We start from the raw sequence: 26,367 nt of genomic DNA on the forward strand, positions 1-26,367 counted from the left end.
GGGCCGTTCCGTTTCGCCATTCGAAACGCCGCGGGCGCGGTTCAGTCTTCTAGCGGTTCGATGAGTTCGACGTGATGGCCGTCGGGGTCGGCCACGAAGGCCGTGTACGCGCCGGCTTCCGGCTGTGGCCCCGGCTCCTTGACGACTCCGTGGTGGTCAATGCGCTCGACCGTCGCGTCGACGTCGTCGACGCCGAGCGCGAGGTGGTCCCAGCCGTCTCCCATCTCGAAGCTCGTCTCGCCGTCCGTCTCCGAGAGCTGTAGTTCGACGCCGCTGTCGTCGGCCACGTAGTAGTTCGTCGTCTCGCCGTCCGGCGTCGTGAACTGCCAAGACTCCTCGAAGCCGAACTGTTCGTAGAAGGCAATCGATTCCGCCGCGTCGGCGACGTTCAGGCACATATGGAGCACGCTTGCACTGACCATACACCGCATCCGACGCCCCGGGGCAAATAGCTGGCGGGCTCCCCAGAATGAATTGTGACCGCATGCCACAGACTTTAATGATTATTACCCCTGAATGCTCGTATGGCGATTGAAAACGTCGAGGACACCTGGTCAGCACAGGAACTGGACCTGGATAGACCGGATGTCGACGCGTATCGAGACCTTGCGGAAGCGCTCCGTTCGCGGGTCTCAGGTGGGGTTGAGTTCGACGAATACGCCCGGATTCTGTACGCAACGGACGGGAGCATCTACCGCGCCGAACCGGCCGGAGTCGTGTATCCGACGGGTATCGACGACGTGCGAGCGGCCGTCGACGTGGCGACGGCCCACGGCGTGCCGATACTCCCTCGCGGAACCGGGTCGTCGCTTGCCGGGCAAACCGTCGGCCCGGGCTGTGTCGTGCTGGACATGTCCCGGCACATGGACGAGATCATCGAGATTCGGCCTGGCGAGCAGACGGCGCGCATCCAGCCCGGTGTGGTGCAGGACGATCTGGACGACACGCTGGCCGAGTACGGCCTGAAGTTCGCCCCTGACCCGGCGTCGTCGAACCGGGCATCGGTCGGCGGCGGTATCGGGAACAACTCCACCGGCGCGCACTCCGTCAGATACGGCATCACCGACGCCTACACCGACGCGGTGAAGGCCGTTCTCTCGGACGGGTCGCTCATCCACGCCCGCGAGGTGGTCATCGACTCGCCGGAGTGGGACGACATCGTGAGCAAAGACGACCGTGAGGCCGACATCTACCGGACGGTCCGGAAAATCGTCGAAGAGAACACCGAGGAGATTGAAGAACGCTACCCAGATCTGAAACGGCGGGTGTCGGGCTACAACCTCGACCGCGTCATCTACGAGAACGACGACGGGGAGCTGGTCCTGAACCTCGCAAAGCTGTTCGTCGGGAGCGAGGGGACGCTGGGCGTCATCGTCGAGGCCGAACTCTCGCTGGTGACGGTCCCCGAGGAGACGGCGCTGGCGCTGTACTGCTTCGACACGCTCGGGGACGCGATGCGGGCCGTCCCGGTCGCGCTCGACTACGATGTCAGCGCGGTCGAGCTGATGGACGACGAGATGTTCAGGCTCGCAGCGGGGTCCGACGGCTACGCCGAGTACGTCGAGCCAATTCCCGACCGGGCGGCGGCCGCACTGATGCTCGAATACGACTCGGAACTGCACGACGACTTCGAGGCGGCCATCGCGCGGACCAACGAGCGGTTCCTCGATACCGGCGCGGCCTTCGACGTGGTCGAGGCCTACACCGACGAAGACCAGGCCGACCTCTGGAAGCTCCGGAAGGCGGCGATTCCGCTCCTGATGTCCATGGACGGCGACCCCAAGCCGTACCCGTTCATCGAGGACGCGACGGTCCCGCCAGCCGAACTGGCCGAGTACGTCGAGAAGTTCGAGGACGTGCTGGCCGACCACGACACCTCCGCCGCGTACTTCGCCCACGCCGGTTCCGGAACGCTCCATATCCGCCCGATTCTCAACCTGAAGGAGGAATCCGGCATCGAGGATATGCACTCTATCACCGACGACGTAACCGACCTCGTGCTGGAACACAAGGGGTCGTTCTCCGGCGAGCACGGCGACGGGATGGCCCGGACAGAGTTCACGCCGAAAATGTACGGCGAGACGCTCTGGGATGCGTTCAAGGAAGTCAAGACGGCGTTCGATCCACAGTGGTGGATGCACCCGGGTAACGTCGTCTACCGCGACGGGCCCGAAGACATCGGCCCCGACACCGACCGGGGCGTCGGCGCGGACATGCGCGAGAACCTCCGGTACGGCCCGGACTACCAGTCTCTGGAGCCACAGACGACGCTCGACTTCAAGGACGAGGGCGGTTTCTCACATCTGGTCGAACTGTGTAACGGCTGTGGCACCTGTCGACAGACCGACGGGGACGTGATGTGTCCCACCTACCGCGCCTCGGAGGAGGAGGTTCAGACGACGCGGGGCCGTGCGAACCTCCTCCGGTCGGCCATCAGCGGCGACCTTGACGAAGACGAGATTCACTCCGACCGGTTCCAGGAGGAAGTGCTCGACCTCTGTGTCGGCTGCAAGGGCTGCAAGAGCGACTGTCCGACCGGCGTCGACATGGCGAAACTCAAGACCGAACTGAAACACCAGCACCACCAAGAGGAGGGAACAAGCCTCCGGGAGCGCCTGTTCGCCAACATCGACACCGCCTCGAAGATCGGGTCGGCGCTGGCCCCGGTTTCGAACTGGGCGACAGACATCCCGGGGGCGCGAGTCGTCATGCAGAAACTGTTCGGCATCGCACCGGAGCGCGAACTCCCGACCTTCCGCCGGGAGACGCTGCAAGACTGGTTCGATGACCGCGGCGGCTCAACCGTCTCGCGGGCCGAGGCCGACCGGAAGGTCTTGCTGTTCCCCGACACGTACACGAACTACTCGTACCCGGCCGCCGGCAAGGCCGCCGTCGAAACCCTCGAAGCCGCGGGCGTCCACGTCACCATCCCGGACGACACCGCGCCGTCGGGACGGGCGGCGTACTCCTCCGGGATGCTGGACCTGACGCGGGAGCGCGCCGAGACGAACGCGAACCGGCTCGCGGAGCGCGTCGCCGATGGCTGGGACGTCGTGTTTGTTGAACCCTCTGACGCGGTGATGTTCCAGGACGAGTACCGCGACTTGCTCGACGGCCCCGAAGTCTCGCGGGTGGCCGAGAGCGCCTACGGCGTGCTGGAGTACCTCGATACGTTCCGACTCGACGACGCGCTGCCGGTCGAGGACCGGTCGCTCGGGGCCGCCGGCGCGGTCAGCTACCACGGCCACTGCAACCAGAAGGGGACCAACAAGGACCACCACGCCGTCGGCGTCATGCGCCGGGTCGGCTACGAGGTCGACCCGCTGGACTCGACGTGCTGTGGCATGGCCGGGAGCTTCGGCTACCACGACGAGCACTACGACCTCTCGAAGACTATCGGGCGACTGCTGTTCGACAAGGTCGAGGAAAGCGACGGTGACCGCGTCGTTGCCCCGGGCGGGTCCTGTCGGTCGCAACTGGGTGACCGCGACGGCGTCGACGAGATTCCACCCCATCCTATCGAAGTTGTCGCCGAGCGACTCCCAAACACGACGACAGCCGGACAGCCAGTGTGACAGGGTCAGCGACTGTTCGCGCCCTCTAAAAAAAGGCCTGCTTGGCAGTGTCCGTGGCTTTCTATACACTCCTGTGTCTGTCGATAATCAAGTTGCGTCTGTTGCGAAACTCCTTTTTATGCCGTTGTTTGTATTCAGATTTTTATTTCTGATACTACTTTCGGTCTTTTTAGTTATATATGTCGCCAAATCACCCATAGTTTGCTGTATAAAACTATATTAGTGGCATATATGTAGACAGCCACGCAAAGGAATCGGTTCTCTCTGGGTGGAAATCAGTGCTCGTGCTTCTGCTCGCTTCCGGTTCCTGCGTCAGCTCGGATTGGCTCGTATTCCGATACGTTCATCATCCTGATACGCGGGGCCAGAGAAACGAACGTACAGTTGTTAGAAATTGTTTCAGACGCACGGCGGGACTGTCGCTACCGAAGAGTTAGTCCCGGGTAAACGACGCAGTGCCGTCGGTGAACGCGAGCGACTCACGCTCGGTGACTTCGGCGGCGGGCGGCAAGTCCTCGACGAGCGGCTCGGAAACGTGGAGCACCGAGAGCTCCTGTGTGGACTGGATCCAGACGATGCGGACCGTGTCGGGGTCGTAGCCGCCGAGCGCAGACAGCGCCGTCCGGATAGCGAACTCGTCGTCCGGCGCGACGAGCGGGAGCTTTGCCTTCGCCGTCGACCCGCTGGTGAGTGCGTTCGCGTACGTTTTCTGCAGGTCCAGCTGGTCGACAGCGGCCCGGCGGGTGATGTCGGCCAGCCCGATGCCGTTGCCGTTGCCCTTCGTCGCCTTGGTGAGTCCACGGGCGTAGAGCAGCTTGATCGACGGCTCGTCGGGGTCCGGTGCGTTGAGAACGCGGTAGCGGCCGATGACGTTCGTGTCCATTCCCGCGCCGGAGACATCCTTGCCGAGTTCGTCGACGACGAGCAGGTCGATGTCGTCGACCGGGAGCGTCGCCATCTCGTCGTACGCCCGTTCCAGCAGGGCGGGCTCGCGGTCGGCGAACGAGCCCGCGGGAATCGCCTCGGCGTGGGCCGTCTCCTCGTGGAAGTTCTCGACCAGCGCGATGCCGCCGACAAGCGGCAGCGCCGACTCGACAACCGGGAGCGCGGCTTCCAGCGCCTCCACGTACCCTTCCTTGATAGCTGTCGAGTGGAACGCCTTCGCACCGTGTTGCTTGCCCAGCCCGACGACGGTCATCTTCGTCAGACCACTCTCGATGCGACCGCTGTAATTAGTGTGGGGTTTCACTCGGTTCACGACGACCACGGCATCCGCTTCCTGTGCCGCCGTCGAAACGTGGACTGGAAACTCGGTGTCACCGACGGTGACGGTGTCGACCTGCTCGGTGTCCATCCGGGCGTCGATGTCGGCGTCGAGGCGCGATTCGGTGATCCCCAGACTCTCCAGCACTTCGCGCTGGCCCTCCGGCGTCGCCCCGCCGTGGCTCCCCATCGCCGGGACGACGACCGGCTCGAAGCTCCGGTCACGAACAGCCGCGACGACAGCCTCGGCGATGTCGTCGATACGGTGGATGCCGCGGCTGCCGACGGCGACGGCGACAGTCGCACCCGGTGCCAGCCCATCAAAGTCGAGACGGCCGAGTTCGGCGCGCGTCGCAGCCGACGGGTCGTCGACGGCGGCCGTCTCTGGCTCGTACTGGATACGAGCGAAGTCCGGCAGCGGCTGTGGGGCAATGAGATGGTCCACGTCGCCTCGGTCTGGGAAGTTCATACCAGAGGGTTCGGGGCGAATCATACAAAAACCGCGGTCACACGGCGCTACCGTGGCTCGGAACACGATCCTCGTTCCAGAAGGTCAGAAGAAGCCTGCGACGAACCGCGGATGCCGCCGTTAGTCCTGTAACAACAGTCGGACAGCGTCGGAAAGCTGGCCGACGCGGGCGGCGTGTTCGAAGGACTCCTCGCGGATACCGTTCGTGACGAGCGCGAACCCGACGTTCAGTTCGGGGTCGCCCCAGCCGAACGAACTGCCGAGGCCGGCGTGGCCGAACATGCGCTCTTTGCTGGCGGCCCCGAACATATCGGCGGCCAGCCCGCCGGTCCAGACGCCGAGTCCGTAGCGAGCCGGACGCGACAGCGTGCCGTCGGACTCGGTTTCGGCGTGGGTCGTGGTCGCCTCGTCGACGGTCGCTTCGGTCAGCAGTTGCGTCCCGTCCAGCGACCCACCGTTTGCGAGACAGGCGTAGAACCGGGCCATGTCCCGGGCGGTGCCGATGCCGTTGGCTGCGGGAATCACCGCCCGGCGCATCGCCGCCTGATTGAACGCCGCCGCGTACTCCGCGGCAGGGTCTTCGAGCCCCTCGTCGACATCGTGACACCGCTCGAACGCCTCGTAGCCGGCCAGGGTCGCCACGTCGTCGGGCTCGTCATCCCGCAGACCGATTCCGGTATCGTCCATCCCCAGCGGCTCAAACACGTTTTCGGCGACGTAGTCTTCGACCGGCTGGCCGCTACAGCGACGGATGAGTTCGCCGACCAGCCAGCCGTAGTTGATGGCGTGATACGCTGGCGTCGTTCCGGGCTCGAACACAGGTTCGATGTCCTCCATCGCCGCGACGACAGCATCCCAGTCGCCCCAGCTTTCGTACTGTTCGTCGAACTCACCGAAGGGGAGGCCGGCGGTGTGGCTGAGTACCTGCCGGACTGTAATGGATGCTTTCTGCGTGCCGTCGTCGGCAAACTCCGGCCAGTGCTCGACGACCCGGTCGTCGTAGTCGAGCTTGCCCTGTTCGACGAGCTGGTGCAGGCCGACACCGGCGAACGGCTTCGTACAGGAGAACAGCATGTGGCGTGTCTCGGGCGTCGTTTCGTCGCCGTCGGGACCCGTGGAGCCGCCAGCGAAATCGACGACCAGGTCGCCGTCAACGTACACCGCCAGCTGTGCGCCGTGGTGGAGTCCGACATCGAGCTGTCGCTCGAACTGGGCCCGGAGCTGTTCGATATCGCTTGCGCCAAGCTGTGGCATGGTCTGTGTTGAATCCGGGCGCATACTACAAGTTAGGTTCGGTTCGACAGCGGAATCGAACGGCGGACAGCTACTCGTTGCATTCGAGCTGTCGGACCCCGGTGGTCGAGTATGCGAAACGTTGATGTCACTAAGCGGTCACGAGCCCGTATGCTCGGCAACAAGAACGGCACGTCAGAGGTGTCGACGACCCGGACGTCATTCGAGATTCTGGCGCTGATTCGGGACGCGGGAGGCGCGACAATCGCAGACATCCGGGCAGAGACGGACCTGGCCAAGAGCACGGTGTATCGACACCTCAAGACGCTGCACGACATGAACTATCTCGTCGAAGAGGGCGGGGAATACCGGCTCTCGCTGCGGTTTCTGCAACTCAGCGAACCGCCGCGGATACGGCGACCGGGCTATCTCGTCGCCAAGCAGAAAGTCATCGAGCTGGCGATAGAGACTGACGAACGGGCGCTGTTTCTGGTCGAGGAGGGTTTCGAGGGCGTGTATCTCCATCGGGCCGGCGGCCGGAACCCGCTCCAGAGCGACACGATGATCGGCAGACGCCGGCCACTACACGCGCTCGCCTCGGGGAAAGCCATTCTCGCGGAGTGGTCCGACGAACGCATCGAAGAGTTCGTCGAAACCGCAGGCCTCAACAGACTGACGGCGAACACGATTACCGACCGGGATGCACTGGTCGAGGAACTCGAACAGGTCCGCGAGCAGGGCTATGCGACCAACATGTCAGAACACATGGACGGCCTGCGCGCGGCGGGCGTGCCGGTGTACAACCACGAGGACGATCTCATCGGCGCGTTAAGCGTCTTCGGTCCGAGCGGCCGGGTACGCCGGGCAGATATCGAATCAACGTACCCCGACCTACTGGAACAGAAAGCCAGCGAGCTGAAGATCGACCTCACGTATGATTGAGAAGTGCAGATTCGTGTGGGCGTCGTCCCGCATTCCGGAATGTGTCGGACGGACCCTACTCGAAGGCCGGGATGCCGGTCAGGTCGTGGCCGATGATGAGCGAGTGGATGTCGTGCGTTCCCTCGTAGGTATAGACGGTTTCGAGGTTCGTCAGGTGCCGCATCGGGGAGTAATCAGCCGTGATGCCGTTGCCGCCGAGCATCTCGCGGGCCACCCGTGACTGCTCGCGGGCCATCCGTGCGTTGTTGCGCTTGGCCATCGACACCTGTTCCGGGCGGAGGTCGCCGCGTTCCTTCAGGTCGGCGAGCCGGTGGGCGAGCAACTGGCCCAGCGATATCTGGGTCGCCATCTCCGCGAGCTTCTCCTGCTGGAGCTGATAGCCGGCGATCGGCTTCCCGAACTGCTCGCGGTCGGTGGCGTACTCGTGGGCGGTCTCGAAACAGTCCATGGCGGCCCCCACCGTTCCCCAGGCGATACCGTAGCGGGCCTGTGTGAGACAGGACAGCGGTCCCTTCATCCCCTCGACGCCCGGCAGGACGTTCTCCTCGGGAACGCGGGCGTTCTGGAGGCTGATCTCACCCGTAATCGAAGCCCGCAGCGAGAGCTTCTCGTCGATCTTGTTCGTCGTCACGCCGTCGCGGTCCGTCTCGACGAGGAAGCCCCGCACTGGGTCGCCGTCGGCGGAGGTGACCTTCGCCCAGACCACTGCGAGGTCGCTAATGGGCGCGTTCGTGATCCACGTCTTCGAGCCGTTCAGGACGTAGCCGTCGGCGTCGCGCTCGGCCGTCGTCTCCATCGCCGACGGGTTCGACCCGTGTTCGGGCTCGGTCAGACCGAAACAGCCCACCCGCTCGCCGCTGCCGAGTGCCGGCAGCCATTCCTCCTTCTGTGCATCGCTGCCGTAGGCGTGAATCGGGTACATGACGAGGGCCCCCTGCACGCTGGCCATCGAGCGCAGGCCGCTGTCGCCGGCCTCCAGTTCCTGCAGGAGGAGGCCATACGCCGTCTCACTGAGTCCCGGCAGGCCGTAGCCATCGAGGTTCGGGGCGTAGAACCCGAGGTCGCCCATCTCGGTGATGAGATCCGTCGGGAACGTCCCGTCGATCCAGTGTTGCCCGACGTCCGGCTTGACTTCGTTCTCGACGAACTCTCGGGCCGTATCACGGACCATCCGCTCTTCCTCGCCGAGGTCGTCTTCGAGACCGAGGTAATCGATCATATAGGATCTGTGGCCGGGGTTCAATTAAGCGTTTGCCCGCTGCCAAAGGGATAAAAGTCCGTGGCGCTGTCGACACTATAGAATGTCACAACCAGATAGCCAGACGGCGTGGAACCAACTATACATTGACGGTGAGTGGCGCGACGCCGACGCATCTGAGACGATTCCGGTGACTAACCCCGCGACAGGCGAGAAACTCGCGGCAGTACCCGCCGGGACAGAGGGGGATGTCAACGACGCCTACCGGGCCGCCGACGCGGCCCAGTCCGACTGGGCGGCGCTGTCGCGCGAGGAGCGCAACGAGTACGTCCAGTCGATGATCGGAGTGATGCAGGACCGGCTCGACGAAATCGTCGAACTACTTGCGACGGAGTCAGGCAGTGTTCAGGCCAAAGCAACTGCCGAGGCCAACTTCGCCATGGCGGACTTCCAGAGCGCACTGGAGATGGTCCCGCCGGAAGAGGAGGTCCGCGATTCGATGTATCACGAGGACAAGGACCATCACATCGTCCGCGAGCCCGCTGGCGTCGTCGGGATTATCTCCCCGTGGAACTTCCCGCTACATCTCACGACGCGGGCGCTCGGCCCCGCGCTCGCGCTGGGGAACACCGTCGTTATCAAGCCAGCGACGGATACGCCGATAACTGGCGGCCTCCTGCTGGCCGACATCGCCGAGGAGGCTGGCCTCCCGGACGGCGTCGTCAACGTCGTGACGGGCCACGGCTCCGATATCGGCGACCGGATGGCCGGCCATCCGACCGCCCGTGTGATGTCGTTCACCGGGTCGACAGCAGTCGGCAGGTCCGTGGCCAGTCAGGCCGGAGACGCGCTCGCCCTCCCGGCGCTTGAACTCGGTGGCAACGGACCGTTCGTCGTCACCGAGGACGCCGACATCGAGGCAGCCGCCAAGGCCGGTTCTGTCGGTGCGTTCGGTCATCAGGGACAGGTGTGTATCTCGATCAACCGCCACCTCGTCCACGAGGCCGTCTACGACGAGTACGTCGAGAAGCTCGTCGAGCACGCGGAGTCGCTGACCATCGGGAACCCGCTCGACGAGGACGTGGAGTTCGGCCCGATCATCAACGAGAGTCAGGTCGACCAGCTCACCTCGTTCATCGAGCAGACCGTCGACGCCGGCGCGACGCTGGAAACGGGCGGCGAGGCCGAGGACCTGTTCCTCGAACCGACCGTCCTCTCGGGGTGTACCAACGATATGTCTGCGGCCTGTAACGAGCACTTCGGCCCCGTCGCTCCGGTCATCCCGTTCGAGTCCGACGAGGAAGCTGTCGAACTCGCCAACGACACCGAGTACGGCCTCGCCGCGGGCGTCTACAGCGGTGATGTCGAACACGGTCGGTCCATCGCCGACCAGATCGACGCCGGGATGGTCCATGTCAACGACCACCCGATTCAGGACGAACCCAACGCCCCGTTCGGCGGGATGAAGAACTCCGGAATCGGCCGGTACAACGGCGAGTGGATCATGGACGAACTGACCGAGACCAAGTGGATCTCCGTCCAGCACGAAGAGCGCGACTACCAACTGCTGTAACGTCCGAGCGAAGCGGCTGGTCCGCTCAAATCGATTGCGGAGGCCTATCCCACGCAGAGGCTGAACTGTCGGACAGCGCGTCGTCCATATGCTGGCCGCTGTCGCAGGCAGACAGAACTGGGATGCGGAGTCCGCACAGCACCTCTGAATCGCCGGTCAGACGGGCTATATCGTCATCACGTCGCCGGGGCGTTCTCGGCGACAGTTTCGATGACCGACTCGTCAACGTACTCGTCACGGAGCGTCTGTTTGGAGAACTTCCCGGTCGCGCCCTTGGGAATCTCGTCGACCAGACGGATGGCGTCGGGGACCCACCACGACGGGTACGACTCGGCGACGAGGTCTTTGATTTCTTGCCGGAGCGCGGCTTCGTCGGACACAGCATCGCGTGTGACGACGAACGCGGCGGGACGTTCGTCCCACCGCTCGTGGGGGACCGGGACGACAGCGGCTTCGACGACCTCGTCGTGACCCATAATCGCGTTTTCGACCTCGACGCTTGCTATCCACTCGCCGCCGCTCTTGACGAGGTCGTCCATCCGGTCGACCACGTCGACGTATCCCTCCGGACTCACCCGGACGATGTCACCGGTTTTGAGCCAACCGTCGTCGGTGACGGCCTGTTCGGTCGCGTCGGGGGCGTTGTAGTACTCCTGTGTGACCCACGGGCCACGCATCCAGAGTTCGCCCAGCGACTCGCCGTCCCAGGGCACTTCCTCGCCGTCGGTGTTGACGACTTTGAACTCCAGCCCGGCAAGCGGAAGCCCCGCGGAGTGGCTCCGCAGGTCGAACAGTTCCTCTTCCGGTAGGTCCGTCATTCCGGGCTTGGGCTCGTAGGCGTGCGTGACCGGTGACGTTTCGGTCATGCCGTACCCGGAGATGAGATCCACTCCGAACTCCGCTTTGTAGTCTTCCATCAGTGACCGCGGCGTCGCGGACCCGCCACTGGTGAAGTACCGAACCGAGGAGAAGTCCACGTCGGCCTCGCGGGCGTACTCCAACAGGTCCATGAAGACGGTCGGGACCGCCGCGGAGACGGTCACGTCCTCCTCCTGGATAAGCTTCGCCAGGTCCTCGGCCGACGGGTTCGGCCCGGGGAGGACCGTCTTGGCTCCTGCAGCGATAGTCGTGAACGGGCGACACCAGCCGCTGACGTGGAACATCGGGACGTACGTCAGCTCCACGTCGTCGGTCTTGATTCCGGCCTGGCTAGTCATCAGCGACATGACCTGTGTCCAGTACATTTTCTGGGTGTACTCGACACCTTTCGGCTTTCCTGTTGTCCCGGACGTGTAGCACATCCCCGCCGGCTGGTCCTCGGGCAGTTGCGGGAAGGAGTAGTCGGGGTCGCCGTCGGCGATGAACGATTCGTAGTCGACGACCGGCTCCAGCGACGTTTCGGGGACGGTGTCGCCCATCACGATGTACTGCTCGACGGAGGCAAACGCCGCCTCGTCGTACGCCGCTTCGAGCTTCTCCAGCATGACGGGGTCGACGATGAGAATCTCGTCCTCGGCGTCGGCCACGATGTGCTGGATGTGCTCGTCGGGCAGGAGGAGGTTAATCATGTGGACCTGTGCGCCCATGCAGGCGACGCCGTAGTAGGCCTCTTGATGCCAGTGGTTGTTCCAGGCGAACGTCCCGACTCTGTCCCCGCGTTCGATACCGGCCTGTTCGAGGGCAGAAGCTAGCTTCCGTACCCGTTCGGCGTACTCCGCTATCGTGTATCGGTGAATCCCCTGATGCGTCCGCGAAACGATCTCGCTGTCGGGGAACACGTTTTCGCCACGCCACAGGAACGACCGGAGGTTAAGTGGTGCACCGCCTGGCATACTCCATGCCAACACACACCGATATCTTAAAACTAGTCCTGCTGAGTGTGGTGGCTGTTGGTGCGCCGAATTCAGTGCGTAGCCAGTATTCGATAAAACTGTAAACTAGCGGTAAATTTATACCGGAACCCTGTGAAGTGGCCCCATGCAGCTACGACAGAGGTATATCCGATGAGCGAGTCCGTACTGCTCTCCATCGACGACGGAATCGCCACGCTGACGCTGAACGAACCGGAGACGCGGAACGCACTCACACAGCCCGTATACGACGCGCTGGAGCACCACCTCGATACCATCGAGACGGCGTCCGATGTCCGGTGTGTCGTCATCGAGGGGACCGGCGAGTCGTTCTCGGCCGGCGGTGACATCAAGGGGATGAGTGAGCGACTCTCGAACGATGACCCGGCCGATGACGCCGTCAGCGAACTGGCCCGCCGAACCCGGGACACCATCGCCAGAGTCGTCGCACTGCCGGTTCCGACCGTCGCGAAGGTCGACGGGTCGGCCGTTGGGGCCGGCGCGAACCTCGCTATCGCCTGTGACATCCAGTTGGCGAGCGAGTCGGCCAGTATCGGCTTCGTGTTCCGGCAGGTCGGACTCAGCGTCGACGCCGGCACGTCGTATCTGCTCCCCCGCATTGTCGGGACCAACGTCGCAAAGGGACTGGTGTTCACCGGGGAGATTCTGGATGCCGAGCGGGCCACGGAGCTGGGCCTGTTCAACCGCGTCTACGACGACGAGGCGTTCGAATCCGAAGTCGAGGCGACCGTCAGCCGCATTGCTAATGGACCGACCATCGCTCTCCGGCATTCCAAGCGGCTGCTTCAGGACGGGCTGGAGAAGTCCTTCGACCGCGCACAGCGCGACGAGGCGACGGCTCAGGGCATCGTCTTCGAGACCGCCGACCACGAGGAGGGTGTCGAAGCGTTTCTGACCGACCGCCGACCGGAGTTCGTCGGACGGTGACACGACCCGCAGCTTTTCATGACGCGGACCGCAATCAGCAATCATGACTGAACACAGCAGCGACTACTACCAGCGATTGGTCGACGAACGTGCGCTCAAAGAGTTTCTCGCAAAGGAGATAGGCCCGGCCGAGACGTTCGACGTTGCGCGCCACGAGCAGGGTCACTCCAACGAGACGCTGTTTGTCACCTGGGGCGACCGAGAACTGGTCGTCAGGCGGCCCCCGCCGGGCCAGACCGCTGAGACGGCTCACGACGTGTTGCGGGAGTATCGCGTCATCGACGCGCTGCAGGACACAGCCGTCCCGGTCCCACCGACGGTGACGGCCTGTGACGACCAGACGGTCATCGGGAGCGAGTTCTACGTCATGACCCGCGTCGAGGGGACCGTCATCCGAGACGAAGAACCGGAGCGCTTCGCGAACGACGACGCCCGAGAGGCCGTCGGCACCGAACTGGTGGACACCCTCGCAGCCATCCACGAGGTCGATCCGTCAGCTGTCGGCCTGTCCAACCTCGGCCGCGCAGGCGGGTATGCGAAGCGCCAGGTCACGCGCTGGGGGAAACAACTGGCGTGGGCGTTCGAACGGACGACCGAGTCCCGAACCGTCCCCGAGCTAGAGCGGGTCGGCTCGTGGTTACAGGACGAGTGCCCCGACGACCACCCGGAGACACTGGTCCACGGCGATTACAAGCTCGATAACGTGATGTTCGGCCCCAGCGACAGCCCCGAACTCGCCGCCGTCTTCGACTGGGAGATGGCGACGCTGGGCGATCCACGGGCCGACCTCGGCTGGCTGCTCTCGTACTGGCGCGACGCCAAGGACCCGGAGCCGGAGATCCCCGACCTCGCGATGGAGTTCATCGAAGCACCGGGCTACCTGACCCGTCAAGACTTGGTCGACCGCTGGGAAGCCCAGACCGGCCTGACGTTCGAACACGAGCGGTTCTATCGGACGCTCGCCGTGTACAAGCTCGCCGCCCTCGGCGAGATGTTCTACCGGCGCTATCTGGAAGGCAACGCCGACGACCCGTTCTACCCGCTGATGGAAAACCGCGTCCCGGCGCTGGCCGAGCGCGCGATTCGGATTATCGAGGGCGACGAACCGCTCTAAAGAGAGGGACGCCGAGGACCCTGCACATGTGGCGGCGCGGGGCTGGAACTCGCTCACGCCTGTGACATCTGGATTGCGACGACCGGCTCGGAGTGCGAGTAGCGACCGTTGCCGGTGACGGCGCTGGCTTACTCGCGGTAGCGCCGCACCGGTTTCAGTTCCTCGCTGTCCACGTCCTCGAAGGCCTCCCGGGCGATGGTCCGGAGGTGAACCTCGTCGGCCCCGTCGACGATGCGGAACGTCCTGACCAGTTCGTAGAAGTCCGCCAGCGGAAGGTCCCGGCCGATGCCGTTGCCGCCACAGAACTGGACGGCGGTGTCGATAGCGTCCTGCGTCGCCCGGGCAGCGAACACTTTGCTCATCGACACCTCGACGCGGGCTTCATTGCCGGCGGCGATGGCGTCCGCGGCGGCCCGGACCAGCGCCCGTGCGGCCTGAATCTGTGTCTCCTGTTCGGCGATTTCAAACCGGACGTGTTGCTTGTCGGCCACGGAGTCACCGAAGGCCTGCCGTTCGGTGGTGTAGGCCTTGGCGATGGACAGCGCCCGTTCGGCCATTCCAGAAAAGCGCATACAGTGGGTGAGCCGCGCCGGACCGAGCCGCTGCTGGACGTGCTGGAAGCCGTTGCCTTCCTCGCCGAGCAGGTGCTCCTCAGGGACGCGAACGCCGTTGAACTCGATCTCGGCGTGGCCCTTCGGGTCGCCCTGGCTGCCCATGTGCGGGACGTTTCGAACGATGTCCACGCCGTCGGCGTCCGTCGGGACGATGAACACTGAACACCCCTGATACGGATGGACGTCCTCGTCCGTTCGAGCGAAGACGAGCAGGATGTCGGCATCGACGCCGCCGGTCGTCCACCACTTGTGGCCGTCGATGACCCACTCGTCGCCGTCTTTCTCTGCGGTGGTTCGAATCATCTTCGGGTCGGAGCCCGCGCCCTGCATCGGTTCGGTCATCGCAAAGCCCGACTGTATCTCGCCCTCGACGAGCGGGTCGAGATACTCCGATTTCTGGAGCGCCGTCCCCTGCATCTCCAGCAGGTGCATATTGCCCTCGTCGGGCGCGTCGACGCGCATCGCAATCGGGCCAAGGAGGCTTCGGCCCGCTTCCTCGAACGTCGGCAACACGTCCCGGAAGTCATAGCCCATGCCGCCGTGTTCCTCGGGGATTTGCGGGGCGTACACGTCGTACTCCCGTGCAGCAGCGCGGAGGTCGCGAACTGTTGCGTCGGAGATCGCTGTCCCGCCCGCGAGTTCGCGCTCCCGCGGGATGACAACCTCGTCCATCAACGCTCTGGCGCGCTCGGCAAGCGCAGTCGCGGCCTCGGAATCGGTGAACGATATCATGGCACAGTCTCGTTCTCGCACGTCGTCATGATAAGTGTTGGAGCACAGCGAACGCGTGGTCGGTCGTTTATTCCACAGCGCGGTGCCCCGGCGCACCCGCCGCGACACAGCCACGGGACTCTGGGCGTCGGCGGTAGTTTCATACCCGGACCAGTCCAAGCCGCTACCGTGAACGAGAGGTCAGACATTGAGGCCGTCTTCTGGGATATCGGGGGCGTCATCCTTCGGATGGCGTCCGTCCGGGCGGCCCACCGCGAGTTTGTCGACCGCCTGTGTTCGGAGTACCCGGCGGCTGCGGATTCCGACGCGGCTCTCGACCGATGGCGGGATGTCCTCGGAACGTACTTCGGCGAGCGCGAGGGCACAGCGTTCCGACCGGCCCGCGAGGGGTACCGGCGGGCAATCGACGAGATTCTGACAGTCAGTCCCGAGGAAACTGAGTGGGAATCACTGTTCCATAGAATCCGCGACGAACAGGTCGAACCCAACCCCGACGCCATCGCAGCCATCGAGGCCTTGGCGGACGCGCCGCTCCATCAAGGCGTCGTCAGTGACGTGGACGACGACGAGGGCGAGCAACTGTTGCGGACCTTCGGGGTCTGGGACGCGATGGATTCGTACACCGCCTCAGAGGCCGTCGGTCGGACCAAACCGGACCCGGCGATGTTCGAAACGGCGCTCAGAAAGGCTTCGGTCGAACCGGCGCGGGCCGTGATGATCGGTGACCGCTACGAGCACGATATGCACGGCGGAACACGGGCCGGGCTGTGGACAGTCGCTTACGGGGCCGAAGACGGACCCGCTGTGGATATCACGCTCGACGACCTCCGCGAGCTGCCGGATTGGCTTGGCGTCTCGGAGTGAAGCCGGATTACGACCGCCGTTACTGGGACTCCCCGCTACTCAGATGTCGGGCGTCTCTTCGAGCCGTGGGACGCCAGCGGCGGTGATCGTCTGGCCGACGATGTACGACGATGCCGGGCTGGCGAGGAACAGCGCGATGTCGGCGATCTCCTCCGAGAGGCCGATGCGGCGCTCGACGGCCTCGCGGTCGATATTGTCGGCGCTGACACCCATCTGTGACTCGACGCCCGGCGTGGCGACGAAGCCCGGGGCGATGCAGTTGATGCGGATGTCACGGTCGGCCCACTCCGCCGACAGCGTGGATGTGAGATTGCTGACGCCGGCCTTTGCGGCCCCGTAGTGACTCATATACGGTGCGCCCTGTTCCCCGGCAACGCTGGAGAGGTTGATGACCGCCCCGCCGCCGTCCGCTGCCAGCGCTTCGCCGGCCGCCTGCGTGCAGTGGTAGGTCCCGTGGAGGTTGATGTCGACGATGGTTTTCCAGCCGTTCTCGCTGATGTCGTCGAACCCGGACATGAAGCTCGCGCCGGCGTTGTTCACGAGCACATCCAGCCCACCGAACTCGTCGACGGTCGCTTCCACCAGCGCCTCGACAGCCTCGCGGTCTGTCACGTCGCATTCGATAGCGACTGCGTCACCGGGCCGGTCGCTGTCGTTGATTTCGTCGGCCACCGGGCCGACGTTGTCCTGCTCGCGCGAGCAGACAACCACGTCGGCCCCGTCAGCCGCGAACTCCTCCGCGATTGCCCGGCCGATACCGCTCGATGCACCCGTGATAATCGCCCGCTGTCCCTCCAAGCGAAACCGCTCCGTGTGTGGCTTTGACATCGCATCGGACATCTCGGCCATCTGCAATAAAGCTACGTCCTGAGTTCTCTCTGCCGGATTCAGTTGAATATCGTTGAACAGTCAGATCAGACGAGTGGTGCCGCGTCTCCCTGTGGCAGCGTCGAGAGTAACGGACGAGCCCCGGTAGCATTAACACCGACGCGAGACACGGAGGGATGTGTATGTCCAGCAATAGTAACAAACCGGGGTCTAGGGACCAGCGGGTCCCAGCGGGGCAGTGGCAACTCGACCAGAAACCGGAGCGTCGTTTCACAGTCGCTTGCGAGGACCAGTAAGATGGCCGGCGAGTTCGACACAGTCGACGTTGGCGATAGCTTTACCACGTCGGGCCGGACCATCACCGAGGCCGACGTGGTCAACTTTGCGGGTGTCAGCGGGGATTTCAATCACCTCCATACGAACGCCGAACGGATGGCCGACTCGGGCTACGGCGAGCGCATCGCACACGGTGCGCTGGTGTTTTCAGTCGTCACTGGGTTGGTATGGCAGGCCCGCGACGAGGCCGAAAAGCGGCACATGGTCGCGTTCTACGGCATCGACCGGCTTCGGTTCATCAAACCAGTGTTTCTGGGCGATACGATTCACGCCGAAGCCGAGGTTGTCGACACAGAGCGCCGAGACCACCCGGTTGCGACAGGCGTCGTCCGGACTGAAGTCACTACGCTGAATCAGGCCGACGAAGCTGTGTTCTCGGCCGAGTTCCTCACGCTTCGGCGGTAGCCCGCGCCGCCGTACTGCTCGGAATTTCCGGTTTGGTCTCGTTTCCGTCGAATTCACGCACTGCTTCTCGGACTGTCGTCTGTTCGGCTGTCAGGCTAAACGCCACACCCAGTGTGTGACAGCTACCCGAATATATATTTGGCCGTGCACCATCTGGGCAAGTGTTTCTTGTGGACTTGGGTTTGACCGCCAAACGTCTCTGTAATAGTCAGTGCTACAGCAGTATCGCCACACGACCACTGTCGCGACCGTCGCTCTCCCGATGGCTGTCATCTGTGTGCAGACCGTTCTGCGGCGTGGCGTTCCGTATACTGGAATAATTCCCGTAGTACGCCACAGGCGGACGCTCACGGACACTTCGACCGGTTTCGTGAGAGGCAGGCGGAAAAGGATAATACCCGTACTTTTGTTATCCGGTCGCCAGTAGTACGGGCGGCAGTTAGCCCGATTGAACAGCCAGACTGGGCCGCTCAGTCGCTGTCCGGTCAAACTGATCCCTGTAGTGCCGCGTTCGATTTCGCGTGTCTGTTGGGATCACAGCGACGCTAGCGGTATCGTTCTGTATACTGAAACATTCAGGCGGTGAGCGACGCCCGCTGACACGGGGCAGACCGTTGTAGAATGTCATAAGTGGAAGTGCATCCGTCCATATATATTCAAATACTTACTCTTTCTACTCAGATAAGGCGGTTACAGTAACAGAATCCACAAACTCGTTTTGTATTGGGTTTTAAGTTACCATCGGGCGTGGTTCTCCCCCTACTCTTCCTAATGTAAAAACATATGGCGAAAGTAGATTTGCAGAGAAACAGACGAAAGATACACACGTTGTTCGGAATACAGAAACGTATTTCTATAAGTGTGCACATATCTGGTCCTATGGGAGACGAAGAAGACCTCGAAGACGAAACTGTGTCCGTATCGATGGAGATATCAGGAAATTACGACGAAGTCATGTCGAAACTGGCGACAGAGGACGATGGGTCGACGTCGCTCGTCTCGCTGCTCGACGACCTCGAACAGTTGCTTGACACAGTGGTCCGGATGGACGGTGGGACACGCAGTGCAATTGCACAGCAACTGCCCAAGGATATGACCGTCTCCTTCGATGCACAGGCGGTCGTCGATACACTCCAGGTGCTCGAACGCTACGACCTCGTTGTCCTCGAAGGCAACACCTGGAAGCCGGGTCCGAAACTCACGACCGAAGAATAAGAACCACCGCGCCGCATCCGTCGTGAGCCGACTTCTCCCACACCGGGGCGGTGTGGTTACCAACCGAAGTCCGACGGTAGCAAGCGGCTAGTTCGCTGCAACCGGTCAGTAATGGCCGAAGCCAACGCCTGTAACTCCTGCCGGAGCGTCAGCTACAGCGTTCAACGGCGATGTCGTTCCAGTTGGCGTGAGCGACGTTCGGTAGCGTCCGCCTGTCGCCCAGTCTGTCGACTGTCACCATGTAAAGAGCTGTATAACAAACATTGGATAGCACGGAGAGGTAAATGCGAGCACACTTGGTGCTCGTACTCTCCCGACGCCCACCGTTCCATGCTCCCCTGTACGGGACGGTTTCACGCCGGGTTTGGCCACCCGGCATCGGTTCCTAATACGTCTGCCGATAGCCGGGGTCAGTTGCTACTGCGAGGCGCGGCACACTCGATAGTTCGTCAGACTCATTACTGGATTTTGATATTAATACCGCCGATAACTGTCTGTATTCATATGTATATCGCCACCGGATTCGTCAGTTTTACTATAATAACTCAGACACTGCAGTGACCTCTTCGGTGGAATCTTGGGCCAAGTTTTGCTGCACCAATCGTGTTCTACCGCCCCGAAAGCACATATGTAATCATACAGATCGGCGGAACGGCGACTACCAGCGATGGTGGACATCGTCGAAGACGTACTCCTCGTAGATGTCACGCACCGCGCCGTGGACCTGATTCGAGAGCGGGTCCATCTCGCTCACCGCCGCGTTCGCGCGGACGTGGGCCGGCGAGGTAGAGCCGGGGATGACAGTCGACACCGCGTCATGGTCCAGAATCCAGCGCAACGCCATCTGGGCCATTGTCATCCGTTCGGGGACGTGTTCGCGGAGTTCCTCGACGGCGTCAAAGCCCGCGTCGACCGGGAGGCCGGCGAACGTCTCGCCGCGGTCGAAGGCCTCGCCCTCGATGTTGAAGTTCCGGTGGTCGTTCTCGGGGAACTCCGTGTCCCGGGAGAGTTTCCCGGTCAGGAGTCCGGAAGCCAGCGGAACGCGGACGATGACGCCGATATCGCGGCGCTTGGCTTCCTCGAAGAACCGCTCCGCAGGCCGCTGGCGGAACATATTGAAGATGATCTGGACCGTTTCGATTTCCGGGTACTCGATGGCTTTCAGCGCTTCCTCAACACGTTCGACGCTGACGCCGCAGTGAGCGACCTTCCCTTCGTCTTGCAGCCGCGAGAGGGCGTCGAACGTCTCGGGCTGATAGTAGGCGTCGGTCGGCGGACAGTGGAGTTGTAACAGTTCCAGCGTTTCGGTCCCGAGGTACTCACGCGAGCGGTCGACGTGCTCGGAGAGGTTGTCGTAGTTGTAGCGGTCGGCTGTATGTGGGTCGAGCCGGCGGCCGGCCTTCGTCGCGACGGTCACCTCGTCGCGGACCCCGCGTTCGTCCAGCACTTCTGCGATGCGCTGCTCGCTGAAGCCGTCACCGTACACGTCGGCGGTGTCGATGAAATCGACGCCGGCATCGAGCGCGGTCCGGATCGTTTCCCGGCCTTCCTCTGCCGAGACATCGCCCCAATCTCCACCGATGTTCCAGGTTCCAAGTCCGACGGCTGTCACGTCGTACCCTGCCGTCCCTAACTGTCGTCGGTTCACGTACGACTATACCGTCGACAGTCACTTGGTGGCTGTGATACGCGGCAACAACCTGAACAAAAAAGGGCAGTGTAGCCCGATAGCAGGCAGTCCGGTGGACGTGCCAACGTGGACGCCGGGGGCTACGTGAGCCACTTCGTCCGGCGGATGTCGTACGCACCGCAGTCCGGACACGAGTGGTACTGAACGTCGAACGACGCCCGGCACACCAGACAGGTGTACCGGCGGCTCGGTTCCTCCCCAGGGGACGCAACGTTATCGAACAATCCCATCGACGACCACACGCCACCTTAGCAATACGAGATTAAAAACGGAGTAGATCGTTCACACGTTTCATACCAGTCGCGTCTGGCGATTGCGATTATGGAGTAGGGTAGTGGCAGCCAGTGACTGGTGGCACAGATGTAATAATTATCCTATATTTCTACGGCGGTCGAATTAGCCTTCCGGTGGAGGCGTGAGACCGACCTTGTCCTGACCAGAGAGTTGCGACCACGGATTTTAATGCCCAGTCTCCAGGTAACGGACGGTATGGATGAGGCACCTGCTGTCGGTGAGTTGACACCGCCGGATCGAACACTGATGGGGCCCGGCCCGAGCGACGTCCATCCGCGCGTGCTCAAGGCGATGAGCACGCCGCTGGTCGGCCACCTCGACCCCTCGTTCATTGAGGTTATGGACGAGGTCCAGGACCTCCTCCGATACACGTTCCGGACGGACAATAAGTGGACGATTCCGGTCTCCGGGACCGGCTCCGCGGCGATGGAGGCAGCCATCGGCAACGTCGTCGAGCCGGGCGATACGATGCTTGTTCCGACGAACGGCTACTTCGGCGGCCGGATGGCAAGCATGGCCGAGCGTGCGGGCGGCGAGGTCGTCACCGTCGACGCGCCGTGGGGCCGGCCGCTCGACCCGGCGACGGTCGAAGCGGCCTTCGACGAGCACAGCCCGGACGTGTTCGGGTTCGTCCACGCCGAGACCAGCACTGGCGTTCTCCAGCCGTCCGTGCCCGAACTCACTGATATCGCCCACGCGAACGACGCGCTTGTCATCGCCGATAGCGTGACCTCGCTGGGCGGCGTCGAACTCCGCGTCGACGACTGGGACATCGACGTGGCCTACGCAGGCCCGCAGAAGTGCCTCTCCTGTCCACCGGGCGCGAGCCCGCTCACGCTCAACGACGACGCGATGGACAAGGTCCTCGCCCGGGAGGAGGACCCCCGGTCGTGGTATCTCGACCTCTCCCTGCTGGAGGGGTACTGGGGCGAGGAGCGCGCCTACCACCACACGGCTCCAATCACGAACGTGTACGCGCTCCGTGAGGCGCTTCGGCTCGTCGCCGAGGAGGGCATCGAAAAACGCTGGGACCGCCACCTGCACGTCGCTGGCGCGCTGAAAGCCGGCGTCGAAGGTATGGGACTGGAGATGAACGCCCCCGACGACTTCTGGCTCCCGAGCCTCAACACCGTCCGCGTGCCCGACGGCGTCGACGACGGCGCGGTCATCCAGCACCTGCTGGACGAGTACGACCTCGAGATCGCCAGCGGCCTGGGCGCGCTGGAGGGCGACATCTGGCGCATCGGCTGTATGGGCCATTCGGCCCGCCGGCAGAACGTCAGCTATCTGCTTGCTGCGTTGGGTAACGCGCTCGGTGAGCAGGGTTCGGCAGTGGACGTAGACGCTGGACTAGCGGCGATGAGCGAGCGGTTCTGACGCTCTCCAGAACCGGCCTCGGAGGGTTCGTTTTGCGGAACTGCTGGAACGAGATTGTCTCACGTAGCTCCGCTGTCCGAAGGCAAAGGACAACTCAACTGCTGTTCAGGTCCACTCGACACCGACTGAAAACCAAGTCCGCCCTCCCCGATTTGAACGGGGGACAAGTCGATCTACAGTCGACTGCTCTACCAGTCTGAGCTAAGGGCGGTCGACACCCGAAAATACCCCGCCGTCCGGACTTAAGGGTTGTTATTCGCGGAGGGTTCGCCGAACGGTCACACGACGCGGAGTGACACACTGATTGGTGTCAGACACGTCTGACCCACTTGCAGAGGTCTGGGAGACGGGGCAACAGAGTCTACGGACGGAATCTGAGCGGAGGGAACGGTATCGCGTCATGCCGGTAGCTGACGGGCGTCAGACAGCGCGGGAAGATTAAAATACCATCATGTACAACACACGTCCGAACTCGATGAGCAAAATAACGTTCCGCGCTGACGACGACCTCATCGACCAACTCGAGGCGTTCGACGCCTCGAAGAGCGAGGTCATGCGCGAGGCGCTTCGGGAGTATCTCGGAGACGCGTCGCCGTCAGCGTCGGAACCATCGTCGTCGTCAGAGTCTGTGACCGACGCCGAGACAATCGACGAGCTCATCGAAGAGCGTGTCGACAGTATCATCGCCGACCGACTGCGGATACGACGCCGCCCCTCGCAACCGCAGGATATCAACGTAAACATCTCGTTAGACGGCGTAAGCGCAGGGGCAGCGAACGCTGAAACCGAACGACGGCAGACCGCCGATCGGGGTGCAAGTGCCGAGGACGGGCGGTCTCACAGTGAAAATCAGTCGTCCGACACGAGCGGGCGTAAGACAGAGCCGGAAACGCGGGACAGGACCGACACGGAGGAACGTAAGACATGTGCGCAATGCGGTGATAATCTTGGACCGGACCACGTTTACTGCCCGAACTGTGGCGAGAAGGCGTCTCGGCGGGTGTTCTGTGATTGCGGCGATGAACTCCGGTCGGACTGGGGATTCTGCCCGGGCTGTGGGAGACGAACGCCCGCAGCGGATGTGCTCGATCAGACCTAATTCAGCGTTTACACTGGATAGAAGAGTCCAGACACCGTAAACGAGAAAATGTATGACACTGCCCGTAAGTTTTAATACATCAGGGTCAGTGGTTTATCCTGCGTAAGACGGTCGTCTTACACGGCGGCGAACGCGAGGGGATGCCGCCCTCGTACTGCGGTTTCGCTGTGTAAACACTCGTGCGGGGCGTAAACAGCCCTCGTCCGGGCCGTCTTACCCAAGGGGAACTACCAAACATGGAGCGTGTGACACTACGGATTCCGAAGCAGCAGATTGAAGAGGTCGAACAGATGGTCGAGACGGGCGAGTACCCCAATCGGAGCGAAGCGATTCGCTCGGCGGTTCGGGAGATGCTCGCCGAGGAAGGCTCCGAACAGGCCTCCGAAAAGAAGCGGTCCTGGGCCAAGGTGTAACGATGCAGGATATCGTTAACGAGGCCCTCGAACGCGACGAGCAGGAACAGAAGCGGATGTCCGACGAGGACGTCGACGGGTTCGGCGACCCGCGCATCGTCATCGTCGGCTGTGGTGGCGCCGGCAACAACACCGTCAACCGCCTGTACAACATCGGCGTCGAGGGCGCTGACACCGTGGCCATCAACACGGACAAACAGCACCTCAAGATGATCGAAGCCGACACGAAGATTCTGGTCGGCAAGTCCCTCACCAATGGCCTCGGGGCCGGCGGCGACCCGTCGATGGGCGAGCGCGCCACGGAGATGGCACAGGGCACTATCAAGGAAGTGCTAGGCGACGCAGACCTCGTGTTCGTCACCGCCGGCATGGGCGGCGGCACCGGGACCGGTGCGGCCCCAGTCGTCTCGAAGATCGCTAAAGAACAGGGCGCAATCGTCGTCGGCATGGTGTCGACGCCGTTCAACGTCGAGCGAGCGCGGACGGTCAAGGCCGAGGAAGGCCTGGAGAAGCTCCGCAACGAGGCGGACTCCATCATCGTGCTGGACAACAACCGCCTGCTCGACTACGTCCCGAACCTGCCGATCGGCAAGGCGTTCTCCGTGATGGACCAGATCATCGCCGAGACCGTCAAGGGCATCTCAGAGACCATCACCCAGCCGAGCCTCATCAACCTCGACTACGCCGACATGACCTCCATCATGAACCAGGGCGGCGTCGCGGTGATGCTGGTCGGCGAGACCCAGGACAAGAACAAGACCGAAGAGGTCGTCAAGGACGCGATGAACCACCCGCTGCTCGACGTGGACTACCGTGGCGCGAGCGGCGGGCTGGTCCACATCACCGGCGGCCCGGACCTCACGCTGAAGGAGGCCGAGGGCATCGCACAGAACATCACCGAGCGGCTTGAGGCCGACGCCAACGTCATCTGGGGCGCACGGATTCAGGAAGAGTACAAGGGCAAGGTGCGGGTCATGGCCATCATGACCGGCGTCCAGTCCGCCCAGGTGCTCGGCCCGACGACCCAGAAACAGGCCAACAAGTCCCGCGAGGCGATTCAGGAAGTCGGCGACGACACCTCATTCGATGCGTCCGACAACGTCGAGAGCTTCGACAGCCCCGCCCCGAACAGCGGGAGTCAGAACAGCGGCGGTCGGAACGCCGGCTACAGCGAGACCGACGGCGGACAGGACCAGCGCGAGAAGAACAACGGACTCGACGTCATCCGGACGAACAAGTAACACCGCGGTTCTTCTTTCCGTTCTCTACGGCCGCGAGCGACGCTTTTACTCAGCGGTGTCTGACAAACGAGACGTCGGTCAGACTGCTTCCAGCGCGTCCAGCAGATTACACTTCCGACAGAGGTCCCGCGCCGTCGGGGCGCCGCAGTTGTCACATTCGCCGTAGTCGGTGTCGCCGTTCTCGCCGCCGTAGGTGTCGGCGGCCAGCGCCGCGAGCTTCTCGTAGCCGGCCATAATCGAGTGGCGAGTCCCGGGATGGTTCTCTTCCAGTCCGAGCATGAGGTCCTGTATCTCGCCGCGGTAGGCCTCCTCGGCGTGGGGGCACTCGGTGATGTGTGCCGGGAGGTCTTGGAAGCGGGCGTACAGCGCGACTTCCTTCTCCGGGATGTCGCGGAGCGGCTTCGCCCGGGGGATGTGGTGGTCCTGCGCGTCGCGGGTGCGCTCGGTCGACGCGTCGCCGTCGTCCTCGAACGGACCGAGCGACGCCTCGAAGTGCTTGGCTATCTGTTCCACGTCGCCTTCGAGGAAGTTCATCAGCGCCGTCTCGGCTTCGTCGTCGAGGTTGTGGCCGGTCAGCAGTTTGTCCGCGTCGAGTTCCTCGGCGTACTTCGAGAGGAGGTCACGGCGGAACACGCCACAGTAGGCACAGGCAGCCATCCCTTCGGGGTCGTCTTCGACAACGTCGTCCATCTGGACGCCGAACTCCTCGGCGTAGGAGACGGTGATGTGTTCGATGCCGAGGTCGTCGGTCAGTTCCTCGCAGGCCTCCAGACTCGCGTCGCGGTAGCCCTCGATGCCCTCGTGGATAGAAAGCGCAACCAGTTCGATTCGGGGGTCTTCGGCGAACGTGTCGTGCAGAATCTGCGTGAGAACGACGCTGTCTTTGCCGCCCGAGAGGCCGATAACCCACGTCTCGGGGTCTTCGACAGTGGCGTCGTCGGACACGAGGCCGTCCTCGCGGATGCGACGACGAACCCGTTTCGTGACCGCTCGGCAGAGATGAGACTCACAGAGGTGCAGCCCGGAATAGGCCGCGTGTAACACCGCGTTCTCGCCGCATTTGTCGCACTCCATCGTGACGAGTAGTCGTGGCC

General features: G+C 63.1%; 21 protein-coding genes and 1 tRNA gene. 12 read left to right on the forward strand and 10 right to left on the reverse strand.

The window, feature by feature from the left end; translation table 11 throughout:
• Nucleotides 1-41: 41 nt before the first annotated feature.
• Nucleotides 42-422, reverse strand: coding sequence for a lactoylglutathione lyase (locus BVU17_12050; protein AUG48220.1), 381 nt, complete (start codon nt 420-422; stop codon nt 42-44).
• A 102-nt stretch (nt 423-524) separates the two neighbouring features.
• On the opposite strand from BVU17_12050, the gene BVU17_12055 reads away from it, so the two are divergent.
• Entirely contained in the window at nt 525-3,575 is a 3,051-nt protein-coding gene (locus tag BVU17_12055) for an FAD-binding oxidoreductase (protein ID AUG48221.1), read from the forward strand.
• Nucleotides 3,576-4,008: 433 nt separating this feature from the next.
• Here BVU17_12055 and BVU17_12060 read toward each other — a convergent pair whose 3' ends face one another.
• Together BVU17_12060 and BVU17_12065 are read right to left on the reverse strand one after the other, a co-directional pair.
• The gene (locus tag BVU17_12060; GenBank protein AUG48222.1) at nt 4,009-5,307 is read right to left on the reverse strand and encodes a DUF362 domain-containing protein; all 1,299 of its coding nucleotides are present in this window, start codon (nt 5,305-5,307) and stop codon (nt 4,009-4,011) included.
• Nucleotides 5,308-5,427: 120 nt separating this feature from the next.
• Complete coding sequence (locus BVU17_12065) at nt 5,428-6,561, reverse strand: serine hydrolase (protein ID AUG48905.1); 1,134 nt, start codon at nt 6,559-6,561, stop codon at nt 5,428-5,430.
• Between the two features lie 150 nt (nt 6,562-6,711).
• On the opposite strand from BVU17_12065, the gene BVU17_12070 reads away from it, so the two are divergent.
• The gene (locus BVU17_12070) at nt 6,712-7,482 is read left to right on the forward strand and encodes a transcriptional regulator (GenBank protein AUG48223.1); all 771 of its coding nucleotides are present in this window, start codon (nt 6,712-6,714) and stop codon (nt 7,480-7,482) included.
• 55 nt (nt 7,483-7,537) lie between these two features.
• On the opposite strand, the gene BVU17_12075 is transcribed toward BVU17_12070, so the two are convergent.
• Nucleotides 7,538-8,701, reverse strand: a complete 1,164-nt coding sequence (locus tag BVU17_12075) for an acyl-CoA dehydrogenase (GenBank protein AUG48224.1) — start codon at nt 8,699-8,701, stop codon at nt 7,538-7,540.
• Between the two features lie 82 nt (nt 8,702-8,783).
• On the opposite strand from BVU17_12075, the gene BVU17_12080 reads away from it, so the two are divergent.
• Nucleotides 8,784-10,253, forward strand: coding sequence for an aldehyde dehydrogenase (locus BVU17_12080; GenBank protein AUG48225.1), 1,470 nt, complete (start codon nt 8,784-8,786; stop codon nt 10,251-10,253).
• A gap of 176 nt (nt 10,254-10,429) precedes the next feature.
• On the opposite strand, the gene BVU17_12085 is transcribed toward BVU17_12080, so the two are convergent.
• A complete protein-coding gene (locus tag BVU17_12085) occupies nt 10,430-12,085 on the reverse strand; it encodes a fatty-acid--CoA ligase (protein AUG48226.1) in 1,656 nt (551 codons plus the stop codon).
• Between the two features lie 171 nt (nt 12,086-12,256).
• Between BVU17_12085 and BVU17_12090 the strand changes: the two genes are divergently transcribed.
• Together BVU17_12090 and BVU17_12095 are read left to right on the forward strand one after the other, a co-directional pair.
• Nucleotides 12,257-13,051, forward strand: coding sequence for an enoyl-CoA hydratase (locus BVU17_12090; GenBank protein AUG48227.1), 795 nt, complete (start codon nt 12,257-12,259; stop codon nt 13,049-13,051).
• Between the two features lie 43 nt (nt 13,052-13,094).
• Nucleotides 13,095-14,165, forward strand: coding sequence for a phosphotransferase family protein (locus BVU17_12095; protein AUG48228.1), 1,071 nt, complete (start codon nt 13,095-13,097; stop codon nt 14,163-14,165).
• A 128-nt stretch (nt 14,166-14,293) separates the two neighbouring features.
• Here BVU17_12095 and BVU17_12100 read toward each other — a convergent pair whose 3' ends face one another.
• Nucleotides 14,294-15,511, reverse strand: a complete 1,218-nt coding sequence (locus tag BVU17_12100) for an acyl-CoA dehydrogenase (protein AUG48229.1) — start codon at nt 15,509-15,511, stop codon at nt 14,294-14,296.
• Nucleotides 15,512-15,679: 168 nt separating this feature from the next.
• On the opposite strand from BVU17_12100, the gene BVU17_12105 reads away from it, so the two are divergent.
• Nucleotides 15,680-16,375 (forward strand): haloacid dehalogenase, encoded by a 696-nt coding sequence (locus BVU17_12105; GenBank protein ID AUG48230.1) that lies wholly within the window; start codon nt 15,680-15,682, stop codon nt 16,373-16,375.
• Between the two features lie 39 nt (nt 16,376-16,414).
• Here BVU17_12105 and BVU17_12110 read toward each other — a convergent pair whose 3' ends face one another.
• Nucleotides 16,415-17,224, reverse strand: a complete 810-nt coding sequence (locus tag BVU17_12110) for a 3-oxoacyl-ACP reductase (protein ID AUG48231.1) — start codon at nt 17,222-17,224, stop codon at nt 16,415-16,417.
• 276 nt (nt 17,225-17,500) lie between these two features.
• Between BVU17_12110 and BVU17_12115 the strand changes: the two genes are divergently transcribed.
• Both BVU17_12115 and BVU17_12120 read left to right on the forward strand, forming a co-directional pair.
• Nucleotides 17,501-17,944, forward strand: coding sequence for a monoamine oxidase (locus BVU17_12115; GenBank protein AUG48232.1), 444 nt, complete (start codon nt 17,501-17,503; stop codon nt 17,942-17,944).
• 879 nt (nt 17,945-18,823) lie between these two features.
• Nucleotides 18,824-19,159 carry a hypothetical protein gene (locus BVU17_12120; GenBank protein ID AUG48233.1) on the forward strand — a complete coding sequence of 112 codons (336 nt, stop codon included), beginning with the start codon at nt 18,824-18,826 and terminating at the stop codon, nt 19,157-19,159.
• A gap of 658 nt (nt 19,160-19,817) precedes the next feature.
• On the opposite strand, the gene BVU17_12125 is transcribed toward BVU17_12120, so the two are convergent.
• On the reverse strand, nt 19,818-20,807 hold the full coding sequence (locus BVU17_12125; protein ID AUG48234.1) for an aldo/keto reductase: 990 nt from the start codon (nt 20,805-20,807) through the stop codon (nt 19,818-19,820).
• A 531-nt stretch (nt 20,808-21,338) separates the two neighbouring features.
• Here BVU17_12125 and BVU17_12130 point away from each other — a divergent pair.
• The gene (locus BVU17_12130) at nt 21,339-22,520 is read left to right on the forward strand and encodes an alanine--glyoxylate aminotransferase (GenBank protein ID AUG48235.1); all 1,182 of its coding nucleotides are present in this window, start codon (nt 21,339-21,341) and stop codon (nt 22,518-22,520) included.
• Nucleotides 22,521-22,657: 137 nt separating this feature from the next.
• Here BVU17_12130 and BVU17_12135 read toward each other — a convergent pair.
• Nucleotides 22,658-22,731, reverse strand: a tRNA-Tyr gene (locus BVU17_12135).
• Nucleotides 22,732-22,995: 264 nt separating this feature from the next.
• On the opposite strand from BVU17_12135, the gene BVU17_12140 reads away from it, so the two are divergent.
• The 3 genes from BVU17_12140 (at nt 22,996) to BVU17_12150 (ending at nt 25,273) form a co-directional block, all read left to right on the forward strand.
• Complete coding sequence (locus BVU17_12140; protein AUG48906.1) at nt 22,996-23,619, forward strand: CopG family transcriptional regulator; 624 nt, start codon at nt 22,996-22,998, stop codon at nt 23,617-23,619.
• Nucleotides 23,620-23,855: 236 nt separating this feature from the next.
• Nucleotides 23,856-24,032, forward strand: coding sequence for a ribbon-helix-helix protein, CopG family (locus BVU17_12145; protein ID AUG48236.1), 177 nt, complete (start codon nt 23,856-23,858; stop codon nt 24,030-24,032).
• A gap of 2 nt (nt 24,033-24,034) precedes the next feature.
• Nucleotides 24,035-25,273 (forward strand): cell division protein FtsZ, encoded by a 1,239-nt coding sequence (locus BVU17_12150; GenBank protein ID AUG48237.1) that lies wholly within the window; start codon nt 24,035-24,037, stop codon nt 25,271-25,273.
• A gap of 78 nt (nt 25,274-25,351) precedes the next feature.
• On the opposite strand, the gene BVU17_12155 is transcribed toward BVU17_12150, so the two are convergent.
• Nucleotides 25,352-26,347, reverse strand: coding sequence for a TIGR00269 family protein (locus BVU17_12155; protein ID AUG48238.1), 996 nt, complete (start codon nt 26,345-26,347; stop codon nt 25,352-25,354).
• Between the last annotated feature and the right edge of the window lie 20 nt (nt 26,348-26,367).

Origin of the sequence: Haloarcula taiwanensis, assembly GCA_002844335.1 — an archaeon.
In the GTDB taxonomy this organism is placed as follows: Archaea; Halobacteriota; Halobacteria; order Halobacteriales; family Haloarculaceae; genus Haloarcula; species Haloarcula taiwanensis.

Bases quoted from the DNA above. Each gene is read 5' to 3' on its own strand.
- BVU17_12100 (AUG48229.1), bottom strand. From the start codon at position 15,511: ATGATATCGTTCACCGATTCCGAGGCCGCGACTGCGCTTGCCGAGCGC.
- BVU17_12085 (AUG48226.1), bottom strand. From the start codon at position 12,085: ATGCCAGGCGGTGCACCACTTAACCTCCGGTCGTTCCTGTGGCGTGGC.
- BVU17_12140 (AUG48906.1), top strand. From the start codon at position 22,996: ATGAGCAAAATAACGTTCCGCGCTGACGACGACCTCATCGACCAACTC.
- BVU17_12155 (AUG48238.1), bottom strand. From the start codon at position 26,347: ATGGAGTGCGACAAATGCGGCGAGAACGCGGTGTTACACGCGGCCTAT.
- BVU17_12095 (AUG48228.1), top strand. From the start codon at position 13,095: ATGACTGAACACAGCAGCGACTACTACCAGCGATTGGTCGACGAACGT.
- BVU17_12090 (AUG48227.1), top strand. From the start codon at position 12,257: ATGAGCGAGTCCGTACTGCTCTCCATCGACGACGGAATCGCCACGCTG.
- BVU17_12055 (AUG48221.1), top strand. From the start codon at position 525: ATGGCGATTGAAAACGTCGAGGACACCTGGTCAGCACAGGAACTGGAC.
- BVU17_12060 (AUG48222.1), bottom strand. From the start codon at position 5,307: ATGAACTTCCCAGACCGAGGCGACGTGGACCATCTCATTGCCCCACAG.
- BVU17_12130 (AUG48235.1), top strand. From the start codon at position 21,339: ATGGATGAGGCACCTGCTGTCGGTGAGTTGACACCGCCGGATCGAACA.
- BVU17_12075 (AUG48224.1), bottom strand. From the start codon at position 8,701: ATGATCGATTACCTCGGTCTCGAAGACGACCTCGGCGAGGAAGAGCGG.
- BVU17_12150 (AUG48237.1), top strand. From the start codon at position 24,035: ATGCAGGATATCGTTAACGAGGCCCTCGAACGCGACGAGCAGGAACAG.
- BVU17_12080 (AUG48225.1), top strand. From the start codon at position 8,784: ATGTCACAACCAGATAGCCAGACGGCGTGGAACCAACTATACATTGAC.
- BVU17_12070 (AUG48223.1), top strand. From the start codon at position 6,712: ATGCTCGGCAACAAGAACGGCACGTCAGAGGTGTCGACGACCCGGACG.
- BVU17_12145 (AUG48236.1), top strand. From the start codon at position 23,856: ATGGAGCGTGTGACACTACGGATTCCGAAGCAGCAGATTGAAGAGGTC.
- BVU17_12115 (AUG48232.1), top strand. From the start codon at position 17,501: ATGGCCGGCGAGTTCGACACAGTCGACGTTGGCGATAGCTTTACCACG.
- BVU17_12110 (AUG48231.1), bottom strand. From the start codon at position 17,224: ATGGCCGAGATGTCCGATGCGATGTCAAAGCCACACACGGAGCGGTTT.
- BVU17_12050 (AUG48220.1), bottom strand. From the start codon at position 422: ATGGTCAGTGCAAGCGTGCTCCATATGTGCCTGAACGTCGCCGACGCG.
- BVU17_12065 (AUG48905.1), bottom strand. From the start codon at position 6,561: ATGCCACAGCTTGGCGCAAGCGATATCGAACAGCTCCGGGCCCAGTTC.
- BVU17_12120 (AUG48233.1), top strand. From the start codon at position 18,824: ATGGGAGACGAAGAAGACCTCGAAGACGAAACTGTGTCCGTATCGATG.